This window comes from Actinokineospora sp. (assembly GCF_050699995.1).
Classification (GTDB): Bacteria; Actinomycetota; Actinomycetes; order Mycobacteriales; family Pseudonocardiaceae; genus Actinokineospora.
In genome coordinates, this window is sequence record NZ_JBOHGC010000078.1 from 1 (window position 1) to 18927 (window position 18927).

Genomic DNA, 18927 nt, shown 5'->3' on the forward strand with positions numbered 1-18927 from the left:
CCCAAGGCACCGAATGGATGTACCCCGGCGACCTCACCGGAGGCGGCGGCAACCGGGTCCAGATCGGCGGAGGATTCCACGCCAACACCTACACCACCATGGGCATCACCGACTGGAACCTCGACGGATTCCAAGACCTACTCGTCCGCTACACGCCCGACGGGTCCATCCGCATCTACTACGGCGACCTCACCGGCGGACACATCAACGACAACGGCATCAACATCGGCTCAGGATTCGCCGGCCACACCTTCTGGGGAATGACCAACTACAACAGCGGCCCCACCCGCCTTAACCTGATCACCAGGGAAGCCAACACCGGCAACCTCCGAATGTTCACCGGCAACGGCCAAGGGCTTTGGTCCGACGGCATCGGCGTCATCATCGCCAACGGCTGGTAGACCACGTTCACCGCGCGGGTAGGTCCAGCACAATGGTGGGTCTACCCGCGCGGTCGGAGCTACATCGGGATGAGTTCGAATGACGCCGCGAGCGGCGTTCCGAAGCGCTCGCCGGTCTGTTCGGCGATCGTGCGGAGGAATCCCTCCGGTTCGGCCATCGGCCCGCCCAGTGCCGCCAGGTAGGCCGCGTGTTCCTTGAGGGAGGCGATGCCGCGGTCGAGTGTCTCCGTCACGTCCACCGCGTGCGTCGCCAGCGGTGAGCCCGCGACCGCCACCCACCGCACGCCGGACCATGGTTCGCCCGCGTCGGTGAAGATCCAGCGGTTGGCGGCGTCGCGGACGGCGTCGAGGGTGGCGTTGCCGACGTTGCGGTGGTCGGCCATGTTGAGGAAGCCGCCGGGGAAGCTCGGGTGGTGGTTGATCGTGATGATCAGTTCCGGCTTGTGGCGCCGGATCGCCTTGGCCAGGTCACGGCGCAAGGGGATGCCGTACTCGATGACGCCGTCGGGGTGGTCGAGGAACTCCACGACATCGACGCCGACGATCGCGGCGGCGGCGATCTGTTCGGCGGCGCGCAGGGGGCCGCAGTCGCGTGGGGACAGGGTGTCGATGCCTGCTTCCCCCCGGGACGCCAGAAGGTAGGTGATTGTCTTGCCTGCGTCGGTCCACCCGGCGATCGCCGCGGACGCGCCGTATTCGAGGTCGTCGGGGTGCGCGACGATGGCCAGAGCACGCTGCCAGTCGGTGGGCATGGGTTCCAGGTCGGGCATTATCGCTTCCCCCACAACAGGAATGTCGAACTCGCCGGCGCGACGCCGACGCCCGCCGGGAGTTCGATCAGGGCGGCTGAGGACATCTGGCACCCGTCGACGGCGTAACCCGCGTCGGCGAGGGTCTTGCGGGCGTCGCCGAGGCGGTCCAGTTCCGGGACCAGCACGACGATCCGGTCGGCCCCGGTCCCCGCGCAAGCGCGCACGACCTCGGGGCGGGATGTGCCGACGAACACCGAGTCCGGTCGCGGCAGACCGGTCAGGGCCGCGGGCGGGTCGCCGTCGACCAGGCGCAGGTCGACGCCGTGGGAGCCGGCGTTGGCGACGATTCGTATGCACAGCGCGGGATCGCGCTCGATCGAGACCACGGCCGCGCCGAGTCTCCCGGCTTCGATACCCAGGGCGCCCGAGCCCGCGCACACGTCCCAGACGAGCGCTCCCGGGCGAGGAGCGAGCCGTGCCAAAGCCAAGGCGCGGACTTCGGGGGCGATTCCGACGCCCGCCCTCGTCTGGAACGCGCTCTCATCGAGCGCCCAGCCGTCGGCGGCGGGCCGGGGTTCACCGCCCGCGATCCAGGTGTCCGGTCCGACCGCATCGAGCGAGACCAGGCACAGCACCAGGTTCGGCTCCCGCCAGGTGCGGCGGACCGCTTCGGTCGCGTCCACTATGGACAGTTTCTCGCGCGGGCCGCCGAGGTCTTCGAGCACCGCGAGGTTGCGCTGCCAGCCATCGAGTTCCCGGGCGATCTCCGCCGGACCCGCACCGGGCGCGGTGAGCACCGCGACGGACTTGCGGGCGCGGCAGACGTTCACGGCATGGCGGAAGTCGCGGCCGCGGGCGCTGACCACCGTCAGGTCGTCCCACGGCCGCTTGAGCATCGCGGCCATCCGCTGCAGGTCCGAGACCGACGGCCAGGTGACGACCGGCAGTCCCCTGGCCCGCAGCGCCCGCAGCACGCCGAAGAAGCCCGCGTCGCCCGAGACCAGGACGGTGGCGGACTCCTCGGCGCGGACGGTGTCGGCCAGCGCGTCGAGGATGGACTCCTCCACGGTGTGCCCGCCCAGGATCAGCGTGCGCTCGGCATGGCGGCCGTGGGCGTCCAGATGGACCCGGGCGCCCACGACCAGCTGGGACTTGCCCAGCGCCACCTCGGCGCCCGCGGGCAGGTTCGCCCCGTCGACACCGACCACCGTCACCGTCGTCATGGGCTCATGAGATCACGAACCGAGCACATCCGGCAGCCTCAGCCCGCCTTCTCGAACTCGTAGGCCTTCGCCGCGTCGGAGGTGAAGTTGTACTTGACCGTCTTGAGCCCGAACGGCTTCGCCGGGTCGATCGCGAACAGCGTGCTCGTGCGCGGCGGGTTGCGGTCGTCGACGGAGCCGTACTGGTAGTCGCCGGTCAGGCCGTCGAACGAGACGGTGCCGAGTTCCTTGGAGGCGGCCAGGATGCCGTCGCGGCTCAGATTGCCCTTCGACACCGCCTTCTCCAGCACCGCCGTCATCGCGCGGGCCTGGTTGTAGCCGAAGGCGAAGTAGTAGTCGGGCTGCTGGGACGGGGCGTACTTGGTGGCGCGCTCCACCATGTCCTTCATGCCGGGGACCGCGTTGTCGCCCCACTCGGTGCCCTCGGACACGATCAGCACGTTGGCCTGCATGTACGGCGCGACCGCGGACTTCGACAGCGCGCCCGCATAGCTCGGCGACTGCGCGTACCACTTCGGGGCGAACCGGCCCTGCGCCGCCGTGCCGAAGATCTTGCCCGCGTCGCTCGGCGTCGCGGTCAGGAAGACCATCTGGCAGCCCGCGCCCGCGAGCGCCTGGATCTGGCCGGCGTAGTTCTCCGTGCCCGCCTTGAACTTCTGCTGGTTCGCGACGGTGAACCCGTTGACCTTGGCCGCCTCGGCGACGCCTGCCAGGCCGGCCTCGCCGTAGACGTCGTCCTGGCTCATCGTGCAGATCTTGCTGTCCTTGGTGCCGCCGCCCTGGGTCAGGTAGTAGTCGATCGCGTTGATCGCCTGCACCTGGTACGGGCCGCCGATGGGCAGCAGGTTCTCCTCACGGACCCACAGCGCGTCGAGTGACGCGGGCGCGGCGAGCACCTTGTCGGTCTTGAGCTGCGGGAGCACGGCCAGGGTCGACGGGGTGCCGAGGATCTGGGTGAACGCGACGACGTTGCCCTTGACCTTGTTGTACTGCTGGACGGTGACGTCCGGCTTGTACTGGGTGTCCTCCTGGACAAGCTCCACTTTGTACTTCCCGGCGACGCCGCCGGTGGAGTTGAGGTGGTCGAACCAGACCTTGTTGCCCGCGGTGAGCGGCAGGCCGATTACGGCGACCGGGCCGGACAGCGGTGAGAGCACGCCGAGCTTGATGGTGGTGCCATCGAAGCCCGCGGTGGTTCCTGGCGTGCCCGCGTTGCCGCCGCCGGATCCACCCCCGTTGTCGCCCGCGCCGCCGCATGCGGACGCGGCCAGCACGAGCGCCGCGAAGCCCGCGGCAAGAGCCAATCGGTTGTGCGGCATTGTGACGCCCTCCTTGTGTCAATACGAGAATGGCCACGCTTTGAAGTAAGTCTTGACGCGCAGCCAGATTCCTGCGAGTCCGCGCGGTTCGAGCACCAGGAACAACACGATCAGGACACCGAAAATCGCCTGATTGAGTGCGAAGACGCTGATGAACCCCTCTCCGCCGACCGAGGTCTGCACGCCGGGGATGTCCGCGCTGTAACGGTCGATCAGGGCGGGCAGGGCGCCGACGAACACCGCGCCCAGGATGGCGCCGAAGATCGTCCCGAGCCCGCCCACGATGACGATCGCGATGTACTGGATGGACAGCAGCAGGTTCCACTCGTCGGGGCTGACGAACTGCTGGTAGGACCCGAAGAGCGCGCCCGCGACCGCCGCGATCGCGCTGGACACCATGAAAGCGCCGATCTTGTAGCGCCCGGCGCGCACGCCGATGACCTCCGCGGCCTGGTCCCGGTCGCGCACCGCCTGCAGCGCCCGGCCGGGCCGGGTGCGCACCAGGTTCTTGGCCAGCAGCGCGACCAGCGCCACCAGACCCCACACCAGCCAGAAGTAGCCCTGGTTGCGGGAGTACGCCTCGCCCGCGATCTCGAGGCGGCTGAAGTCGATCGGGCCGACCGCGGGCGGCGCGGCGACCGACGTGCCCGAGTTGCCGCCGGTGACGCCCTTGAGATTGCGCCACAGGTGTTCGCCCACGAAGATCAAACCGAGCGTGACGATGGCGAGGTAGTTTCCCCGCAGCCGCAGCGCGAACGGCCCGATCAAACCACCCAGAGCCGCGCCCACGACGGCCGCCGCGAGCAGCCACAGGGGCAGCGGCAGACCGAGGTCGCCGCCGACGATCGCCGTGCAGTAGGCGCCCGCGCCGATGAAGAAGGCGTGGCCCAGCGAGATCTGCCCGCAGTAGCCGGTCAGCAGGTTCAGCCCGATCGCGCCGACGGCGGTGATGCCGACGTAGATCAGGATCGACAGCCAGAAGTCGTCGTGCACCACGGTGGGCAGCATGACGACCACGAGGATCATCATGGCCAGCCCGGCTTTCGCCCACGGCGTGCCGAACAGCCGCAGGTCCTGGGCGTAGGCGCGGGTCAGATTGCGGTGCGGCTTGGCCATCAGATCCGCCTCACGTCTTTGGTGCCGAGCAGGCCGTACGGTCTGATGAGCAGAATGACGATCATGAGCAGATAGGGGACGATGATCGAGACGTTGTCGCCCGCCCAGGAGAACAGCTGGTCCTGGTAGCCTCGGGTCAGCGCCTCGGCCAGGCCGATGACGATGCCGCCGAGCACGGCGCCCGCCGGGGAGTCCATGCCGCCGAGGATCATCGCCGGGAACGCGGCCAGCGCGATGAAGCCGATCGACGGCGACAGCCCGCCCGGTCCGGCGGCCAGCGTGATGCCCGCGAGCGCGGCCAGCGCTGCGGCGATCGCCCACGACACGGCGTAGACCTTCTTCGCGCTGATCCCCTGCGCCAGTGCGGCTTCCGGGTCGAACGCCGTCGCGCGCATGGCGAGGCCGAAGCCGGAGAAGCGGAAGAACAGGAAGAACGCCGTGACCACCGCGATCGTGATGCCGATGGTCCACAGGTCGCGCACCCCGAAGACGAGGCCGCCCGCCTCGACGGTCTGGATGTTCCACGGGTTCGGGACCTGGAGGTTGTCGAATCCCCAGACGGCCGTGAGGACCGGTTCGATGACGAACAGCAGCCCGATGGTGATCATGATGACGGCGAACGGGGGTTGCCCGACCATCCGGCGCAGGACGATCCGCTCGAACCCGGCGCCGACGAACGCGGCGGCGAGGCAGGCGAACAGGATGGACACTCCGAATGCGAGTGCCAGGTTCTCGGAGAACGTGTAGCCGAGGTACGCGCCCAGGGCGAGCAGGCCGCCTTGGGCGAAGTTGATGACACCGGTCGACTTGTAGATGACCACGAATCCGAGCGCCACCAAGGCATACGTCGAACCGAGGGCCAGACCGGCGAAGCAGTTGGTCAGGAAGGCGGTCAGTTCCGGGCTCATGTGTACATCGCCTCGATCTCCTCGGCGAACCGCTGCTCGACCGCCCGGCGCTTGACCTTCTGGGTGGCGGTCAGCTCGCCGTCCTCGTGGTCGAGTTCCTTGGTGATCACCTTGAAGCGCTTGATCTTCTCGACGTTGGCGAGGGCGGCGTTGGCCTCGTCGACGATCTTGGCGATCAGCACCTCCACCTCGGGCTTGGCCGACAGGTCGGCGTAGGTCGTGTACGTGATGCCGCGGCGGGTGGCCCAGTTGCCGACGGTGTCGCGCTCGACGCCGATGAGCGCGCTGAGGAACTTGCGGCGGTCGCCGATGACGATGGCCTCGCGGACGAAGGGCGAAACCTTCAGCAGGTTCTCGATCTCCGACGGGGAGATGTTCTTCCCGCCCGCGGTGATGATGATGTCCTTCTTGCGGTCGGTGATCCGCAGGAAGCCGTCGTCGTCGACCTCGCCGACGTCGCCGGTGTGCATCCAGCCCTCTTCGTCCACGGTCTGCGCGGTCGCCTCCGGGTTGTCCAGGTAGCCCTGGAAGACGCCTGCCGAGCGAGTGAGGATCTCACCGTCGTCGGCGATGCGGATCTCGACGCCCGGCAGCGTCGTCCCGACCGCGCCGAGGCGGACGTCGCCGACCGGGGTGAGGGTGCAGATGGCGGTGTTCTCGGTCTGGCCGTAGCCCTCACGGACCGGGATGCCGATGGCCCACAGGAACTCCAGGACCTGCGGCGCGATCGGCGCGGCGCCGCTGATGGCCGCGCGAACCCGCGACATGCCCAGCTTTTCCCGCAAGGCACGGAAGACCAGCAACTCGCACAGCACCAGCACGACCTTGTCGGCGAACGTTGTCGACTCGGTCATCCGGCGCGGGGCGATGCGGCGTCCCTGGCGCAGGCACAGCTTGTACAGGCCGCGCTTGAGTAGCGACGCGTCGGCCATCCGGATCTCCACGCCCGCCAGCATTTTCTCCCAGACGCGCGGAACACCGAGGAACACCGTCGGCTGCACGTCCCGCAGGTCGTGCTGGAACGCCGGCCCGCCTTCGCCGAAGTTGACCACCAGACCCGCCCAGACGGCGTCGATCACCGAGATCAGCCGCTCGGCGATGTGACACAGCGGCAGGTAGCTCAGCACCTCGTCGTCGCGGGTCGCGCCCAGCGCCTTGATGAAGCACTGGCCCGACGCGACGAGGTTGGCGTGGGAGATCATCGCGCCCTTTGGCGGTCCGGTCGTTCCCGAGGTGTAGACGAGGATCGCGGTGGCGTTGGGGTCCACTGAGGACACCTCGCGGGCGAACTCGGCGCGGGCGTCGCCGCGGCTCTCCAACTCGCTGAAGGTGTGGACGTCGCGGTGGTCCTCGACCCGGACACCTTGCGGGTCGATAAGGACGATGTGGCGCAGCGCGGGCAGCCGGTCGCGGACCTGGGCGACCTTGTCGAACTGCTCTTCGTCCTCGGCGATCAGCACGGTGGCACCGGAGTGGGACAGCAGGTACTCCACCTCGGCGGCCGGGGACGTGGGGTACACACCGATGCACTGCCCGCCGATGCCTTGGATCGCGAGGTCCGCGACCACCCACTCCGGACGGTTCTCCGCGTGGATCGCCACCCGGTCACCGGGTTCGACGCCGAGCGCTTTGAGTCCTATCGCGACAGACGCGACGCGGTCGGCGTAGGTCGCCCACGTCCATTCACGCCAGATGCCGCGGTGCTTCTCCCGCATCGCCGGGTCGTCGGGTCGTTCCTCGGCCAGCTGGAGCAGCCGCCCGGGCAGGGTCGCCACGTCGCGCAGTGTCGCGGTCATTCGCCACCACCAAGATAGGCCTCGATGACCTTCGGGTCGTTCTGCACTTCCGCGGGCAGCCCCGCGGCGATCCCGACCCCGAAATCCAGTGCGAGGACCCGGTCGGCCAGGTCCATCACGAGTCGCATGTCGTGCTCCACCAGGATCATCGCGAGATTGAGTTCACGGCGGACCTGCACCAGGTAGCGCGCCATGTCCTCGGTCTCCTCGACGTTCATGCCCGCCACGGGCTCGTCGAGCAGCAGCAGGGTCGGCTCCATCGCCAGCGCCCGCCCGAGTTCCGCCCGCTTGGCCACGCCGTAGGGCAGCAAACCGGCGGGCATCCGGCGGTAGGGCTCCAGTTCCAGGAGCTCCACGACTTCCTCGACGGCGGCGCGGTGCTCGATCTCCTCGCGTTTGGCCCGGCCCCACCAGGCCATGCCTGCCAGGAAACCCGTGCGCATCAAGTGGTGTCGGCCGAGCATCAGGTTGTCGATGAGGGTGAGGTGTTCGAACAGGCCGAGGTTCTGGAACGTCCGCGCGACACCGAGTGCGGCGATCGCGGCGGGCGACTTGCCGATGATGCTCTGCCCGTCGAGGGTGATCGTGCCGTGCTGCGGGCGGTAGACACCGTTGAGGCAGTTGAAGATCGAGGTCTTCCCGGCGCCGTTCGGCCCGATCACCGCGAACAGCTCGCCGCGCGCCACCTCGAAGCTGACACCGTTGAGCGCGGTCACGCCGCCGAATCTCAGGGTCAGCTCGGAGACCGAGACCAGCGGAGCCGCCACGGGCGCGGGGGCGGCGACCGACTCCATCTCGGCGGTCAGGCGCTCCATCGCTTCTTCCTCCGGTAGCTCTTGATCTCGGCGAACGACCGCTGCGAACCGTCGGCGGGGGCGCCCAGGTAGAACTCGCGGATGTCCTCGTCAGCGAGCAGGTCGCCCGCCGGGCCGTCGCGCACGACGGTGCCCACTTCGAGCACGTAGCCGAAGTCCGCAATGGACAGTGCCATCATCGCGTTCTGCTCCACCAGCAGCACGCTCGTGCCCTGCTCGTTGATGTGCTTGATGATGTCGCGGACCTGTTCGACCAGCTTCGGCGCGAGTCCGAGGGACGGTTCGTCGAGCAGCAGCAGGCGCGGGGCCGCCATGAGAGCGCGGCCGATCGCGAGCATCTGCTGCTCGCCGCCGGAAAGGTAGCCCGCGGTGGAGCGCCTCCTGCCTGCCAGCACGGGGAACAGGTCGAGGACACGGGCGTAGGACTCGCGGACCTCGGCGCGGGAGCGGCGGGTGTGCGCGCCCGCGCGGAGGTTCTCGTCGATGGTCATCTCGGCGAAGATCCGGCGGCCCTCCATCACCTGGGCGATGCCGAGCCGCACCACGCGGGCCGGGTCGGCGCCGGTGATGTCCTGGCCGTCGAACTGGACGGTGCCCTTGGTGATGCGGCCGCGGTGGGGATGGAGCAGGCCGGTGACCGCGCGCAGCAGGGTCGTCTTGCCCGCGCCGTTGGCGCCGAGCAGCGCGACCACGCCTCCGGTCGGGACGGTCAGACTCAGTCCGCGGAGGACGAGAACGACGTCGTCGTACACGACCTCCAGGTTGGACACCGAAAGCACCGACTCGCCCGCCGCCACCTAGCCTCCCGCGTGACCTAGATCACAAGTAGGCAGGACGGTAGACGGTGGCCCGACCAGGAGCAAGGGTCGAGCACAAGATGTTACCGGCGGGTCAGGCCTTCTTCGTGGTCCGACGGTTCGCCGTGCGGGTTGCGCCGGTGCTCTTCTTGGCGGTGGCCTTGGCGGCGGGCTTCGCCGCGGTCGACTTGGCCTTGACCTCGGGCTGCTTGGTTCCGTTGACCGGGGATCCGTTGGATTCCTTGGCCTCGTCGACCGCCGCGGACCGGGTCGAGCCGTTGGTCTGCGGCTTGGCCTTGGCCACCGCGGACCCGTTCGAGGCGGGTGCCGCCGAGCCGTTGACGGCGGGCGGCGGAGTGCTCTCCGACGGGGTCTCGACCTCGGGCGCGGGGGCTGAGGGAGGTGTGGCTGAGGCACTGTTCTCGTCGCGGGGAATGTCGACTGCCGCCACCTCGACGGCGACCGTCGAGCCATTGCGGGGCGAGCCGTTGGTGGCGGCGATCGGGGCGGGCTCGGTCTCGACCGGTTCCGGCTCCTCCACGGGCTGTTCGACGCACGTGCGCACCTTGGTGGTGACGTTGCGCGCCCAGGACGTCCCCGCCTCGGCCTGCATCCGGGAACGCCAGCCGCCGTTGCGCGAAGCCCAGCGGGGAGCGGGGACGTCGGTCTCGGCGGGCCGCACGTACCCGGCGCGGGGCTTGTCCTCGCGCAGGGCGTCGCCGATCAGGAACAGGGTGTGGCGCCAGAGGTTGCGGCGTTTCACCGCCGCGGCCAACTCGCCGACGGTGGTGCGCAGCATGACCTCGTCGGGCCAGGTGGTCTTGTAGGCCACGGCGACCGGCATCTCCGGGTCGACGCCGCCACTGAGCAGCGCCTCGGCGAGGTCGGCGGCGCGGGCGGCCGGAGCGTGCACGGCGACCGTGGCGCACCGGGTGACCATCGCGCGGACACGGGAGAAGTCGGCCTCGGTGAACACGACCGTCTCGGCCACACCGGACTCGACCAGCGCGTTTCCGGTGGCGGCGGCCGCTGCGGACGCGGGCGCGACACCGGGGATGATCTCGACGTCGAGACCCAGCTTCTCGCACAGTTCGCGCTGCTCACGCACTTCGGGCGACTGGGCGGCGTCGCCGGCGAACAAGCGGACCGCGCTGGACCGCCTGCTGGCGGCCATGCGGTAGTGCTCGACGAGTTCCTCCGGCGTGGCACGCGAGCTGTCGACCAGTTCGGCGCCGTCCTTGGTGTGCTGACGCACCCAGACGGGGTCGATCACCGCCGGGCTGTAGACGACCAGATCGGCCTCACCGATCCGACTCGCCCCCCGCAGGGTGATGAGGTCAGCCGCTCCCGGTCCCGCTCCGATGAAATACACGGCACCACGCATGGGCACGACCGTATCGTTGTCGTGTTCGCCACCCGGACCTGGGCCTGCGTCTCTTCGATGTAACACTCCGATGCGTGACCGACGAAACCCATCCGGCCGAAGCGGCGTTCGCCTGGCTCGACGCCCACGCCGACGACCGCAGGCGCGCGGGTCTGAGCAGGCAGCTCCGCCCGCGGCGGGCGGATTCCGACCTGCTCGACCTGGCGAGCAACGACTACCTCGGGCTCGCCCGCGACAAGCGCGTCAGCGGCGCGGCCGCGGCGGCCACCCTGCGCTGGGGTGCGGGGTCCACCGGGTCGCGGCTGGTCACCGGCAGCACGGAGCTGCACAGCGAGCTGGAGTTCGAGCTGGCCCGCTTCTGCGGCGCGCAGTCCGCACTGGTGTTCTCGTCGGGTTTCGCGGCGAACCTGGGCGCGGTGACGGCCCTGTCGGGCAAGAACTGCGCGATCGTCACCGACGCCTACATCCACGCATCGCTGATCGACGGCTGCAGGCTTTCCCGCGCCGAGGTCGCGGTGGTCGCCCACAGCGACGCGGCCGCCGCGGGCCGCGCGTTGGCGACCCGGCGGGCCGAGCGCGGGCTGATGGTCACCGACTCCGTGTTCTCGGTGGACGGTGACCTGGCGCCGCTGACGGAGCTGGCGGAGGTCTGCCGGGCCAACAAGGCGGCCCTGATCGCCGACGACGCGCACGGCTTCGGCGTCCTGGGTGACGGTGGCCGCGGCGCGGTTCACGCGGCCGGGTTGTCCAGTGCACCCGATGTGGTGACAACGCTGACGCTGTCGAAGTCCCTGGGTGCCCAGGGCGGCGCCGTGGTCGGGCCGCGAAAGGTCATTCGACACCTCGTGGAGAACGCCCGGTCGTTCATCTTCGACACCGGCCTTGCCCCGGGCAGCGCGGCCGCGGCCTTGACGGCGCTGACCGTGCTGAAGGAGGAGCCGGAGCGGGCGGGCAGAGCGCTGACCGTCGCCTCGACGCTGGCCGAGCGGCTGCGGGAGGCCGGGCTGCCGGTGTCGGAACCCACGGCCGCTGTGGTGTCGGTGCGCGCGCCTTCGCCGGAGACCGCGGTGAAGTGGGCGGACGACTGCCGGGCTGCTGGGGTGTGGGTCGGGTGTTTCCGACCGCCGTCAGTGCCTGACCAGGTTTCGCGGCTTCGGCTGACGGCTCGGGCGGACCTGACGGCCGCGGAGATCGACCGGGCGGTCTCGGTCATCACCGAACACGCGCCCCGCTTCTGACGTCATCAGGCCGGTGAACTCGCCGGACGACGCATGGTGATGTGGGGGATGCCGTCCTCGTCGAAGGGCTCGCCGGTGGGGATGTAGCCGAATCGGGCGTACATCCCCTGGGCCTGGACCTGGGCATCGAGGATGCTTTCGACCTCGCCGATGTGGGCCAACGCGGCGGCCATGAGCTTGCCGCCGAGCCCCGTTCCCCTGGCTTCGGCTGCGGTGCACACGCGGCCGATCCGGACCGGGCGGCTTTCGTCGGCCGGGAGGATGCGCAGGCAGGCGAGAGGCTCGGGCGCGTCCGCTGGTTGCCACCACAGGTGCACGGTGTCGGGGGCGAGGTCGCGGCCGTCGAGTTCCGGGTAAGGGCATTCCTGCTCGACGACGAAGACGTCGACCCGGAGCTTGAGCAGGGCGTAGAGCTGGGCTGCCGTCAGGTCCGGCCCGGCGGCGGTGTGCAGTGCGGTCACGCCGCCCTGGATATCACAGGTGTTCGGCGATGTCCGAGGCGTAGACGGTCACGCGGGTGTAGACGCCGGGCTTGTTCGCCTCCGCGCAGCCTTCGCCCCAGGAGGCGATGCCGACGAGCCTGCCCGCGATGACCAATGGTCCGCCGGAGTCGCCCTGGCAGGTGTCGACGCCCCCCTCGGGGAAGCCTGCGCAGACCATCGACTCCTCGTCGAACGCCTTGTAGGACTTCTGACAGGCGGCGTCGGAGATTGTCGGGACCTCGGCCTTGAGCAGGTAGCGCGAGGCCGGGCCGCCGTCGGAGGTGCGGCCCCAGCCGAGGATCGTGCCGCGCGTGCCGGGCTTGTAGAGGGCGTCGTCGCGGGAATCGGCGACCGGGAGGGTCTGGTACTCCACCGGGGCCTTCAGCGTGAGCACCGCGATGTCGGCGCCGCCGGCGACGTCGGTGAACTTCGGGTGGATCCAGACCTCGGAGACCCGGACCTCGACACCGTCGGTGGCGCGCTTGTCCTCACGGCCCGCGACGACCCGGATGTCCTTGGCCGCGTAGGCCTGGGCGCAGTGTGCCGCCGTGACGACCTTGTTCTCGGCGACGAGAGTGCCGCCGCAGAACTGGTAGCCGTCGCGGGTGGCTATGTAGACCATGTACGGATGGTCGGCGATCTTCGCGCGGGTCCCGCCGACGATCTGCTCACGCGCGTCCGCGGCGAACTGGCCGAGGATGACGGCGACGATGGCGATGGCGGCGGCGACACCGATGATGCGGCGCGCGGCGGTTCCCCCCATGGGAGAGTCTCCTGTCGGTGTGTTTGGGCAACGATCCGTGCTCCGCAAGACACGCTAGGTCAAACGGACTCGAAATGGTGACTCGGTGTGGTCGCACGAATGGGTGGAAGTTGTGGCGGGCATGCTGGAGAGGTGCCGTATCGGATTCGGGTCGCCATCGCCCTCGCACTGGTCCTTGTCGTAGGCGCGTGCGTCACGCCGCCCGAACAGGACGCGGCCCGGCGCGCGACGGAGCCCGACCGGTCGCCCGCGGCGACCTCGACCACGCCCACCACACCTACCCCGCGCTCGACCGCGGCTCCCCCGCCCAGCACGGCGACGGCCAAGCCCGCGTGGGTCGTGGGCGCGAACCCGCTTCCGCTGCGGCCCGACGGTTTCGGCCAGGTGCTGCCGACACCGCCGGTGCTGGTGAACCGCTCGCTGCCGACGGCCGACCGGCTGCCGCCACCAACCCGCGGGTACACGGCGACGGTGTCAGCAATCCCGGACGACGTGCTCGCGCGGAGCACGTGGCGGGTCGACTGCCCGGTGAGCCGCGACGACCTGCGGTACCTGACGATGTCGTTCTGGGGTTACGACGGCCGCGCGCACACCGGCGAGATGATCGTGAACGCCTCGGTCGCGCGGAAGGTGACGCTGGTGTTCGAGAAACTGTTCGAGAACCGGTTCCCGCTGGAGGAGATGCGGGTGACCGCGCTGCCGGAACTCGACCTGCACCCGACCGGGGACGGGAACAACACCTCGGCGTTCGTGTGCCGCAAGACGGTGCGCTCGTCCACGTGGTCAGCACACGCCTACGGGCTCGCCGTCGACATCAACCCGTTCTGCAACCCGTACATCCGCGGCGACCTGGTGCTGCCCGAACTGGCATCGTCCTATGTGGACCGGAAGAACGTGCGACCGGGCATGATCTTCGCGGAGGATGTCGTGGTTCGGGCGTTCGCATCGATCGGGTGGACCTGGGGTGGGACGTGGACGTCACCGGTCGACATCCAGCACTTCAGCTCGACGGGAAGGTGAAGCGGTGAACGTCGTGAAGTCGGTCCTGCTGTTCGGGGTGGCCGCGATCGCCGAGATCGGTGGGGCCTGGCTGGTGTGGCAGGGCGTCCGGGAACAGCGCGGATGGCTGTGGATGCTTGGCGGGGTGCTGGCGTTGGGGGCGTACGGATTCGTGGCAACCCTGCAGCCGGATGCGCACTTCGGGCGGGTTTTGGCTGCTTATGGCGGGGTTTTCGTTGTGGGGTCGCTGCTGTGGGGGATGGTGGCGGATGGGTTTCGGCCTGATCGGTTTGATGTGATCGGGGCGGCTGTGTGTCTGGTTGGTGTTGTGTTGATCATGTACGCGCCGCGTGGGTGATGCTCGCCCGTTCGGTGCTGGCGCAGGGTGTCAGCCTGGATTCTCGCTGGGCGCCTGTTGGTCTCGGCCTGTCGCCGCTCGTGGTGGATTGGGATGCTGGTTGCCAAGCAGACGGTGCCGTTGTGTTGGTGCTGTTGTGTTCGGGGGCCGGCCGCCGCCAAGTCACAGGGCCGTCGGGTCGACGGCGTTCGCCGTCGGTCGGGCGGGTGTGGGACCGTCGTTGGTCGTGTGTGGTGCGGTGGCTGTGTCAGGCGTCGGTGGTGGTGTTTCCGTTGGGGTCGGGGCGGTTGCCGAACTTGCTGAAGACCTTGCCCGCAGCGTCGGACATGGCTTCGCCTACGCCGTTGAAGATCTTGAAGATGGGGTCCGAGGAGTCGTTGAAGGAGTCCTTGTAGGACTTTGCCGCCGAGCGGAGGTCGTCGGTGAAGGCGGCTGACGGGTTGTCGTCGTCGCGGCGGGCGTAGGTGCCGGCGAGGATGGCGCGGTATTCCTCGGAGGCGGCCCACTTCTGCAGTTGGGCGGCGCGGACCACGGCGAAGGGGTGGCTCATGCCCTCGACGCTGCGAAGCTTGTGAATGCTGTCGCGGATGTCGTCGACTTCCTCGTATTCCTTGGCCTGCTGCAGGAACGACGGGATGTCGATCTGGGTGAGGTCGGTGCCGCCCGCCAGGTAGACGTGGGTCCGCAGGGCGGCCGCCGGGTCCTGGGCGCACAGCAGGCCCGCGCGGTCGCAGGTCAGCTCCGCCTTGCGGAACCACTCGCGCAGGGCGGCGATGGCGGCTCGGAGGGCCAGGGCGCCCGCGGGGATGAAGGCGATGGTCATCTGCAGGTGGAGCAGGCGCAGCAGCAGGGTGCGCAGAATGGCGTGGCCGGACAGGACGTGGCCCATCTCGTGGCCGATGACGAAGCGCAGGCTCTCGGTGTCGAGGGCTTCCACCAGTCCGGTCGTCAGGACGATGAACGGCTCGTCGATGCCGACGGTCATCGCGTTGGCAACCGGGTTTCGTTCGATGAAGACCTTGGGGACGACGTCGAGGTCGAGGGTCTCTGCGCACTCGACGACCAGTTGGTGAATCTTCGGGTACTGCTTCTCCCCCACGCGGATCGCCGACGCGAGGGCCAGCAGCCGTTCACCGCGTTCGCTGAACAGGCCGGAGACCGCCTTGAGCACCTCGGACACGCCGGGGATGGCGCGCAGACCGGCCATGGCGCCGCGGTCGGCCGGGTGTTCATAGGCGCGCGGGCTGATGCGCGGGAACCGTACGCGCGTGGTGGAGCGCGAGACCTCGTTGTCCGTCACTTTCGTCCTCCCCTGGGTGTCTTCCGGACCCACAGTAGGCCGAATCGGCTGAGAGCGTCGTCGTTTGTCCACAGGCACTAACCTGCGGAGGGACATGCACCGGCCAGCCCGCGAAGGATTGAAGACGATGAGCCTGGAACGCCCCGTCGCACCCGACCCGTACGCGCTGCTGCCGCAGACGGCGTCGTTCACCGTGACGTCCGACGACGTCCGCGACGGCGAGAAGATCGACCTCAAACACGTCTACGGCGGGGCGGGCGGCGAGAACGTCTCCCCGCACCTGGCGTGGAGTGGCGCGCCCGAGGGCACCAAGAGCTTCGTCGTGACCTGTTTCGACCCGGACGCCCCGATCCCCGGCGGGTTCTGGCATTGGATCGCGGTCGACATCCCGGCGTCCATCACCGAGCTGGCCGCGGGCGCCGGAGCGCGGGACGAGACCCTCCCAGAGGGTGCTTTCCACGTCCGCAACGACTTCAGCGCGCGCGACTACGGCGGGTCGGCCCCGCCCGAGGGCGACCAGGACCACCGCTACTACTTCGTCGTGCACGCCGTGGATGTCGAGAAGCTCGAGGTCGACGAGAACGCGAGCGCGGCGGTGGTGAGCTTCAACCTGGCCTTCCACACGCTGGGCCGGGCGATCATCACCCCCACGTACCGGCACTAGCTAGTGCTGCACGTCGACCACTATCCGGGTCGGCGAGGTCAGGGAGAAGACGTTCACCGAGGCGGCCCGCCGCAGGCCGAGCCCGACGCTGACGATGCCCTCGAAGTCGCCGTTGAGCGAGACGGCCATGACGTTGGTCAGTTCGCGGGTGCGGAACTTGCGCGGGCCGGTGTACGTGGGCGCGCCCACGTCGTTGTGGGCGGCGGCGGGCTGCACACGCAGTTGCACGAACGTCGTTCCGGTGAGCCAGTCGATCTCGCCGCTCGCGTCGGCGAACAGCTCGTCCGCGGCCTCGTGGGTCGCGGTGGGCGCGGGGCCGGTGAAGTCGAGCACGACGCGGTCGAAGGTGTCGGGCCTGCCGACGCGGATCCCGGTGAGCAATGTCGTCATATGAGCAAGAGCGCCGGGCGCGCTCGGCGATGCGGTTTGATGGGAACGTGCGCCACTTCGATCTGATCATCATCGGGACCGGTTCCGGTAACTCCCTCCTCGACCCCAGGTTCGCCGACCTCGACGTCGCCCTGGTCGAGCGCGGGGTGTTCGGCGGCACGTGCATCAACGTCGGGTGCATCCCGACCAAGATGCTCGTCCACGCGGCCGATCTGGCCTCGACGCCGAGGGCCGCCGCGCGGCTCGGGGTCGACGAGACCCTCGACGGGGTGCGGTGGCCCGAGATCCGCGACCGGATCTTCGGGCGGATCGACCCGATCGCCGTGGGCGGCAAGACCTACCGCGAAGAACACCCGGACAACGCCAACGTGACGCTCTACACGGGCTACGCGCGGTTTGTGGGCGAGCGGCGGTTGGAGATCGGCGGCCAGGAGACGATCACCGCGGACCGGATCGTGCTCGCCGCGGGCGGTCGGCCGGTCATCCCCGCCATCGAAGGCATCGACGACGTCCCGTTCCACACCAGCGACACGGTGATGCGACTCGACGAGCTGCCCGCGCGCATGGTGATCCTGGGTGGCGGGTTCATCGCCGCCGAGTTCGCCCACGTGCTCTCGTCGTTCGGCGTCGAGGTGACCGTGGTGGTCCGCTCGGGGGCCTTGCTGCGTCAGGAGGACCGCGACATCAGCGCCCGGTTCACCGAGCTGGCCCAGGACCGCTGGGACGTCCGGCTGGACCGCGAGATCGAGCGGGTGGAACGCGCGGGCGAGGGTGTGCGGGTCCGGCTGGCGGGCGATGAGGTGATCGACGCCGACGTGCTGCTGGTCGCCGCGGGCCGGACGCCGAACTCCGACCAGCTCGACGTCGCCGCGGCGGACATCAAGGTCGACGACAACGGCTATGTCGTCGTCGACGAGTTCCAGCGGGCAAGCGCGGAGGGCGTGTGGGCGCTGGGCGACATCTGCTCGCCGTGGCAGCTCAAGCACGTCGCCAACCACGAGGCGCGGGTCGTGCAGCACAACCTGCTCAACCCGGACAAGCTGCTCGCCGCGGACCACCGGTTCGTCCCGCACGCTGTGTTCACGTCGCCGCAGATCGCCTCGGTGGGGCTCACGGAGCAGGAGGCGCAGCGCCAGGGCGTCGACTACGTCGTCGCCACCCAGGAGTACGCGGGCATCGCCTACGGCTGGGCGATGGAGGACACCACCGGTTTCGCGAAGCTGCTCGCCGACCCGAAGACCGGGCAGTTGATCGGTGCCCACATCATCGGTCCGCAGGCGTCCACCGTCATCCAGCCGGTCATCCAGGCGATGAGTTTCGGCCTCGACGCGCGGGCCATGGCGACCGGTCAGTACTGGATTCACCCGGCGATGCCGGAGCTGATCGAGAACGCGCTGCTCAAGCTCCCACTCGAGATGGGACACTGAGCCTGACCGATGTGGGAGGCAGGACGAGAGGATGAGCGCGGTGCCGTTGGCGACGACTCGGCGAGCCGGTCTGGTGGACCAGGTGATCGAGCAGATGCGCACGGCGATCGCGAACGCCGAGTGGAAGGTGGGCGAGCGCATCCCCACCGAGCCCGAGCTGGTCACAGCCCTGGGCGTCGGCCGGAACACGGTCCGGGAAGCCGTTCGCGCCCTGTCCCACGCGGGTCTGCTGGAAGTCCGCCAGGGCGACGGCACGTTCGTCCGGGCGACCAGTGAGTTCTCCGGCGCCGTCCGCCGGTTGGCGGGCACGGAGCTGCGGGATGTCCTGCAGGTCAGGCGCACCTTGGAGGTCGAGGGCGCCCGGTTGGCGGCGAGCAGCCGGACGGATGCGGAACTGGCCGAGCTGACCACGCTGCTCGACGCGCGTGAGCGGGCGATGGAGGCGAAGGACTACGAGGTGGGCGTCGACAAGGACGCCGCTTTCCACCTCGCGGTGGTCCGGTGCTCGCACAACGAGCTGCTGGCCGAGCTGTACCAGGGGCTGACGGAGGTCGTGCGCGCCTCGGTGGCGAGCACGGTCCGCACCACCCCGAGCAAGGCCAACGTCGACCACCGGCAGCTGCTCAACGCCATCCGAGACGAGGACGCGAACCGGGCGGCCGCCGAGGCCGCGGGCTTCCTCGACGAACTCCTAGCCGACCTCGACACCCCCTAACCCACCCGCGAGTCCCACGTTCAAAACAGCGAGTTCCACGTTCAAAACAGTGAGTTCCACGTTCAGGACAGTGAGTTCCA

20 protein-coding genes are annotated in these 18927 nt (G+C 69.3%); 7 read left to right on the top strand and 13 right to left on the bottom strand.

What is annotated here, in order from left to right; all coding sequences use genetic code 11:
• The coding region (locus tag ACRDSQ_RS04540; protein ID WP_431419031.1) for a hypothetical protein at nucleotides 1-401 on the top strand (401 nt) is incomplete at its 5' end.
• A gap of 59 nt (nucleotides 402-460) precedes the next feature.
• On the opposite strand, the gene ACRDSQ_RS04545 is transcribed toward ACRDSQ_RS04540, so the two are convergent.
• From ACRDSQ_RS04545 to ACRDSQ_RS04585, 9 genes are all read right to left on the bottom strand, one after another.
• The gene (locus ACRDSQ_RS04545; RefSeq protein WP_431419034.1) at nucleotides 461-1171 is read right to left on the bottom strand and encodes a PIG-L deacetylase family protein; all 711 of its coding nucleotides are present in this window, start codon (nucleotides 1169-1171) and stop codon (nucleotides 461-463) included.
• Nucleotides 1171-2376 (bottom strand): precorrin-6y C5,15-methyltransferase (decarboxylating) subunit CbiE, encoded by a 1206-nt coding sequence (gene cbiE, locus ACRDSQ_RS04550; RefSeq protein WP_431419035.1) that lies wholly within the window; start codon nucleotides 2374-2376, stop codon nucleotides 1171-1173. Before cbiE ends, ACRDSQ_RS04545 begins: the two co-directional genes overlap by 1 nt.
• Nucleotides 2377-2414: 38 nt before the next feature.
• Nucleotides 2415-3695 (bottom strand): ABC transporter substrate-binding protein, encoded by a 1281-nt coding sequence (locus ACRDSQ_RS04555; protein ID WP_431419036.1) that lies wholly within the window; start codon nucleotides 3693-3695, stop codon nucleotides 2415-2417.
• Between the two features lie 18 nt (nucleotides 3696-3713).
• Nucleotides 3714-4811 carry a branched-chain amino acid ABC transporter permease gene (locus ACRDSQ_RS04560; RefSeq protein ID WP_431419039.1) on the bottom strand — a complete coding sequence of 366 codons (1098 nt, stop codon included), beginning with the start codon at nucleotides 4809-4811 and terminating at the stop codon, nucleotides 3714-3716.
• Nucleotides 4811-5719, bottom strand: a complete 909-nt coding sequence (locus ACRDSQ_RS04565; RefSeq protein ID WP_431419041.1) for a branched-chain amino acid ABC transporter permease — start codon at nucleotides 5717-5719, stop codon at nucleotides 4811-4813. Before ACRDSQ_RS04565 ends, ACRDSQ_RS04560 begins: the two co-directional genes overlap by 1 nt.
• Complete coding sequence (locus tag ACRDSQ_RS04570; protein WP_431419043.1) at nucleotides 5716-7515, bottom strand: AMP-dependent synthetase/ligase; 1800 nt, start codon at nucleotides 7513-7515, stop codon at nucleotides 5716-5718. Before ACRDSQ_RS04570 ends, ACRDSQ_RS04565 begins: the two co-directional genes overlap by 4 nt.
• Nucleotides 7512-8330, bottom strand: a complete 819-nt coding sequence (locus tag ACRDSQ_RS04575; RefSeq protein WP_431419044.1) for an ABC transporter ATP-binding protein — start codon at nucleotides 8328-8330, stop codon at nucleotides 7512-7514. The genes ACRDSQ_RS04570 and ACRDSQ_RS04575 overlap by 4 nt, the downstream gene beginning before the upstream one ends.
• The gene (locus ACRDSQ_RS04580; RefSeq protein ID WP_431419067.1) at nucleotides 8318-9109 is read right to left on the bottom strand and encodes an ABC transporter ATP-binding protein; all 792 of its coding nucleotides are present in this window, start codon (nucleotides 9107-9109) and stop codon (nucleotides 8318-8320) included. Before ACRDSQ_RS04580 ends, ACRDSQ_RS04575 begins: the two co-directional genes overlap by 13 nt.
• Nucleotides 9110-9221: 112 nt before the next feature.
• On the bottom strand, nucleotides 9222-10511 hold the full coding sequence (locus ACRDSQ_RS04585; protein WP_431419047.1) for an SAM-dependent methyltransferase: 1290 nt from the start codon (nucleotides 10509-10511) through the stop codon (nucleotides 9222-9224).
• Nucleotides 10512-10585: 74 nt separating this feature from the next.
• Here ACRDSQ_RS04585 and ACRDSQ_RS04590 point away from each other — a divergent pair, with 74 nt between their 5' ends.
• Complete coding sequence (locus ACRDSQ_RS04590; protein WP_431419050.1) at nucleotides 10586-11749, top strand: 8-amino-7-oxononanoate synthase; 1164 nt, start codon at nucleotides 10586-10588, stop codon at nucleotides 11747-11749.
• A gap of 5 nt (nucleotides 11750-11754) precedes the next feature.
• Here the strand turns inward: ACRDSQ_RS04590 and ACRDSQ_RS04595 are convergent, their stop codons facing one another.
• Both ACRDSQ_RS04595 and ACRDSQ_RS04600 read right to left on the bottom strand, forming a co-directional pair.
• Nucleotides 11755-12210: a GNAT family N-acetyltransferase gene (locus ACRDSQ_RS04595; protein ID WP_431419052.1), complete on the bottom strand. Its 456-nt coding sequence runs from the start codon at nucleotides 12208-12210 to the stop codon at nucleotides 11755-11757.
• A 13-nt stretch (nucleotides 12211-12223) separates the two neighbouring features.
• A complete protein-coding gene (locus ACRDSQ_RS04600; protein WP_431419053.1) occupies nucleotides 12224-12994 on the bottom strand; it encodes a S1 family peptidase in 771 nt (256 codons plus the stop codon).
• 132 nt (nucleotides 12995-13126) lie between these two features.
• Between ACRDSQ_RS04600 and ACRDSQ_RS04605 the strand changes: the two genes are divergently transcribed.
• Nucleotides 13127-14014 carry a M15 family metallopeptidase gene (locus ACRDSQ_RS04605; protein ID WP_431419054.1) on the top strand — a complete coding sequence of 296 codons (888 nt, stop codon included), beginning with the start codon at nucleotides 13127-13129 and terminating at the stop codon, nucleotides 14012-14014.
• Between the two features lie 4 nt (nucleotides 14015-14018).
• The gene (locus tag ACRDSQ_RS04610; protein WP_431419056.1) at nucleotides 14019-14351 is read left to right on the top strand and encodes a YnfA family protein; all 333 of its coding nucleotides are present in this window, start codon (nucleotides 14019-14021) and stop codon (nucleotides 14349-14351) included.
• A 247-nt stretch (nucleotides 14352-14598) separates the two neighbouring features.
• Here ACRDSQ_RS04610 and ACRDSQ_RS04615 read toward each other — a convergent pair whose 3' ends face one another.
• Nucleotides 14599-15651: a M48 family metallopeptidase gene (locus ACRDSQ_RS04615; protein ID WP_431419057.1), complete on the bottom strand. Its 1053-nt coding sequence runs from the start codon at nucleotides 15649-15651 to the stop codon at nucleotides 14599-14601.
• Nucleotides 15652-15778: 127 nt separating this feature from the next.
• Between ACRDSQ_RS04615 and ACRDSQ_RS04620 the strand changes: the two genes are divergently transcribed.
• Nucleotides 15779-16315: a YbhB/YbcL family Raf kinase inhibitor-like protein gene (locus ACRDSQ_RS04620; RefSeq protein WP_431419060.1), complete on the top strand. Its 537-nt coding sequence runs from the start codon at nucleotides 15779-15781 to the stop codon at nucleotides 16313-16315.
• Here ACRDSQ_RS04620 and ACRDSQ_RS04625 read toward each other — a convergent pair whose 3' ends face one another.
• Nucleotides 16316-16705, bottom strand: a complete 390-nt coding sequence (locus tag ACRDSQ_RS04625) for an AMIN-like domain-containing (lipo)protein (RefSeq protein WP_431419062.1) — start codon at nucleotides 16703-16705, stop codon at nucleotides 16316-16318.
• Between the two features lie 47 nt (nucleotides 16706-16752).
• On the opposite strand from ACRDSQ_RS04625, the gene ACRDSQ_RS04630 reads away from it, so the two are divergent.
• Both ACRDSQ_RS04630 and ACRDSQ_RS04635 read left to right on the top strand, forming a co-directional pair.
• Nucleotides 16753-18132, top strand: a complete 1380-nt coding sequence (locus ACRDSQ_RS04630) for a mycothione reductase (protein ID WP_431419065.1) — start codon at nucleotides 16753-16755, stop codon at nucleotides 18130-18132.
• Between the two features lie 40 nt (nucleotides 18133-18172).
• The gene (locus tag ACRDSQ_RS04635; protein ID WP_431419068.1) at nucleotides 18173-18847 is read left to right on the top strand and encodes a FadR/GntR family transcriptional regulator; all 675 of its coding nucleotides are present in this window, start codon (nucleotides 18173-18175) and stop codon (nucleotides 18845-18847) included.
• The last annotated feature ends 80 nt before the right edge of the window (nucleotides 18848-18927 follow it).

What these genes read in the sequence shown, in the direction of transcription:
- ACRDSQ_RS04560 (WP_431419039.1), bottom strand. Translation starts at nt 4,811, where the DNA reads ATGGCCAAGCCGCACCGCAATCTGACCCGCGCCTACGCCCAGGACCTG.
- ACRDSQ_RS04570 (WP_431419043.1), bottom strand. Translation starts at nt 7,515, where the DNA reads ATGACCGCGACACTGCGCGACGTGGCGACCCTGCCCGGGCGGCTGCTC.
- cbiE (WP_431419035.1), bottom strand. Translation starts at nt 2,376, where the DNA reads ATGACGACGGTGACGGTGGTCGGTGTCGACGGGGCGAACCTGCCCGCG.
- ACRDSQ_RS04545 (WP_431419034.1), bottom strand. Translation starts at nt 1,171, where the DNA reads ATGCCCGACCTGGAACCCATGCCCACCGACTGGCAGCGTGCTCTGGCC.
- ACRDSQ_RS04620 (WP_431419060.1), top strand. Translation starts at nt 15,779, where the DNA reads ATGAGCCTGGAACGCCCCGTCGCACCCGACCCGTACGCGCTGCTGCCG.
- ACRDSQ_RS04585 (WP_431419047.1), bottom strand. Translation starts at nt 10,511, where the DNA reads ATGCGTGGTGCCGTGTATTTCATCGGAGCGGGACCGGGAGCGGCTGAC.
- ACRDSQ_RS04555 (WP_431419036.1), bottom strand. Translation starts at nt 3,695, where the DNA reads ATGCCGCACAACCGATTGGCTCTTGCCGCGGGCTTCGCGGCGCTCGTG.
- ACRDSQ_RS04625 (WP_431419062.1), bottom strand. Translation starts at nt 16,705, where the DNA reads ATGACGACATTGCTCACCGGGATCCGCGTCGGCAGGCCCGACACCTTC.
- ACRDSQ_RS04600 (WP_431419053.1), bottom strand. Translation starts at nt 12,994, where the DNA reads ATGGGGGGAACCGCCGCGCGCCGCATCATCGGTGTCGCCGCCGCCATC.
- ACRDSQ_RS04575 (WP_431419044.1), bottom strand. Translation starts at nt 8,330, where the DNA reads ATGGAGCGCCTGACCGCCGAGATGGAGTCGGTCGCCGCCCCCGCGCCC.
- ACRDSQ_RS04565 (WP_431419041.1), bottom strand. Translation starts at nt 5,719, where the DNA reads ATGAGCCCGGAACTGACCGCCTTCCTGACCAACTGCTTCGCCGGTCTG.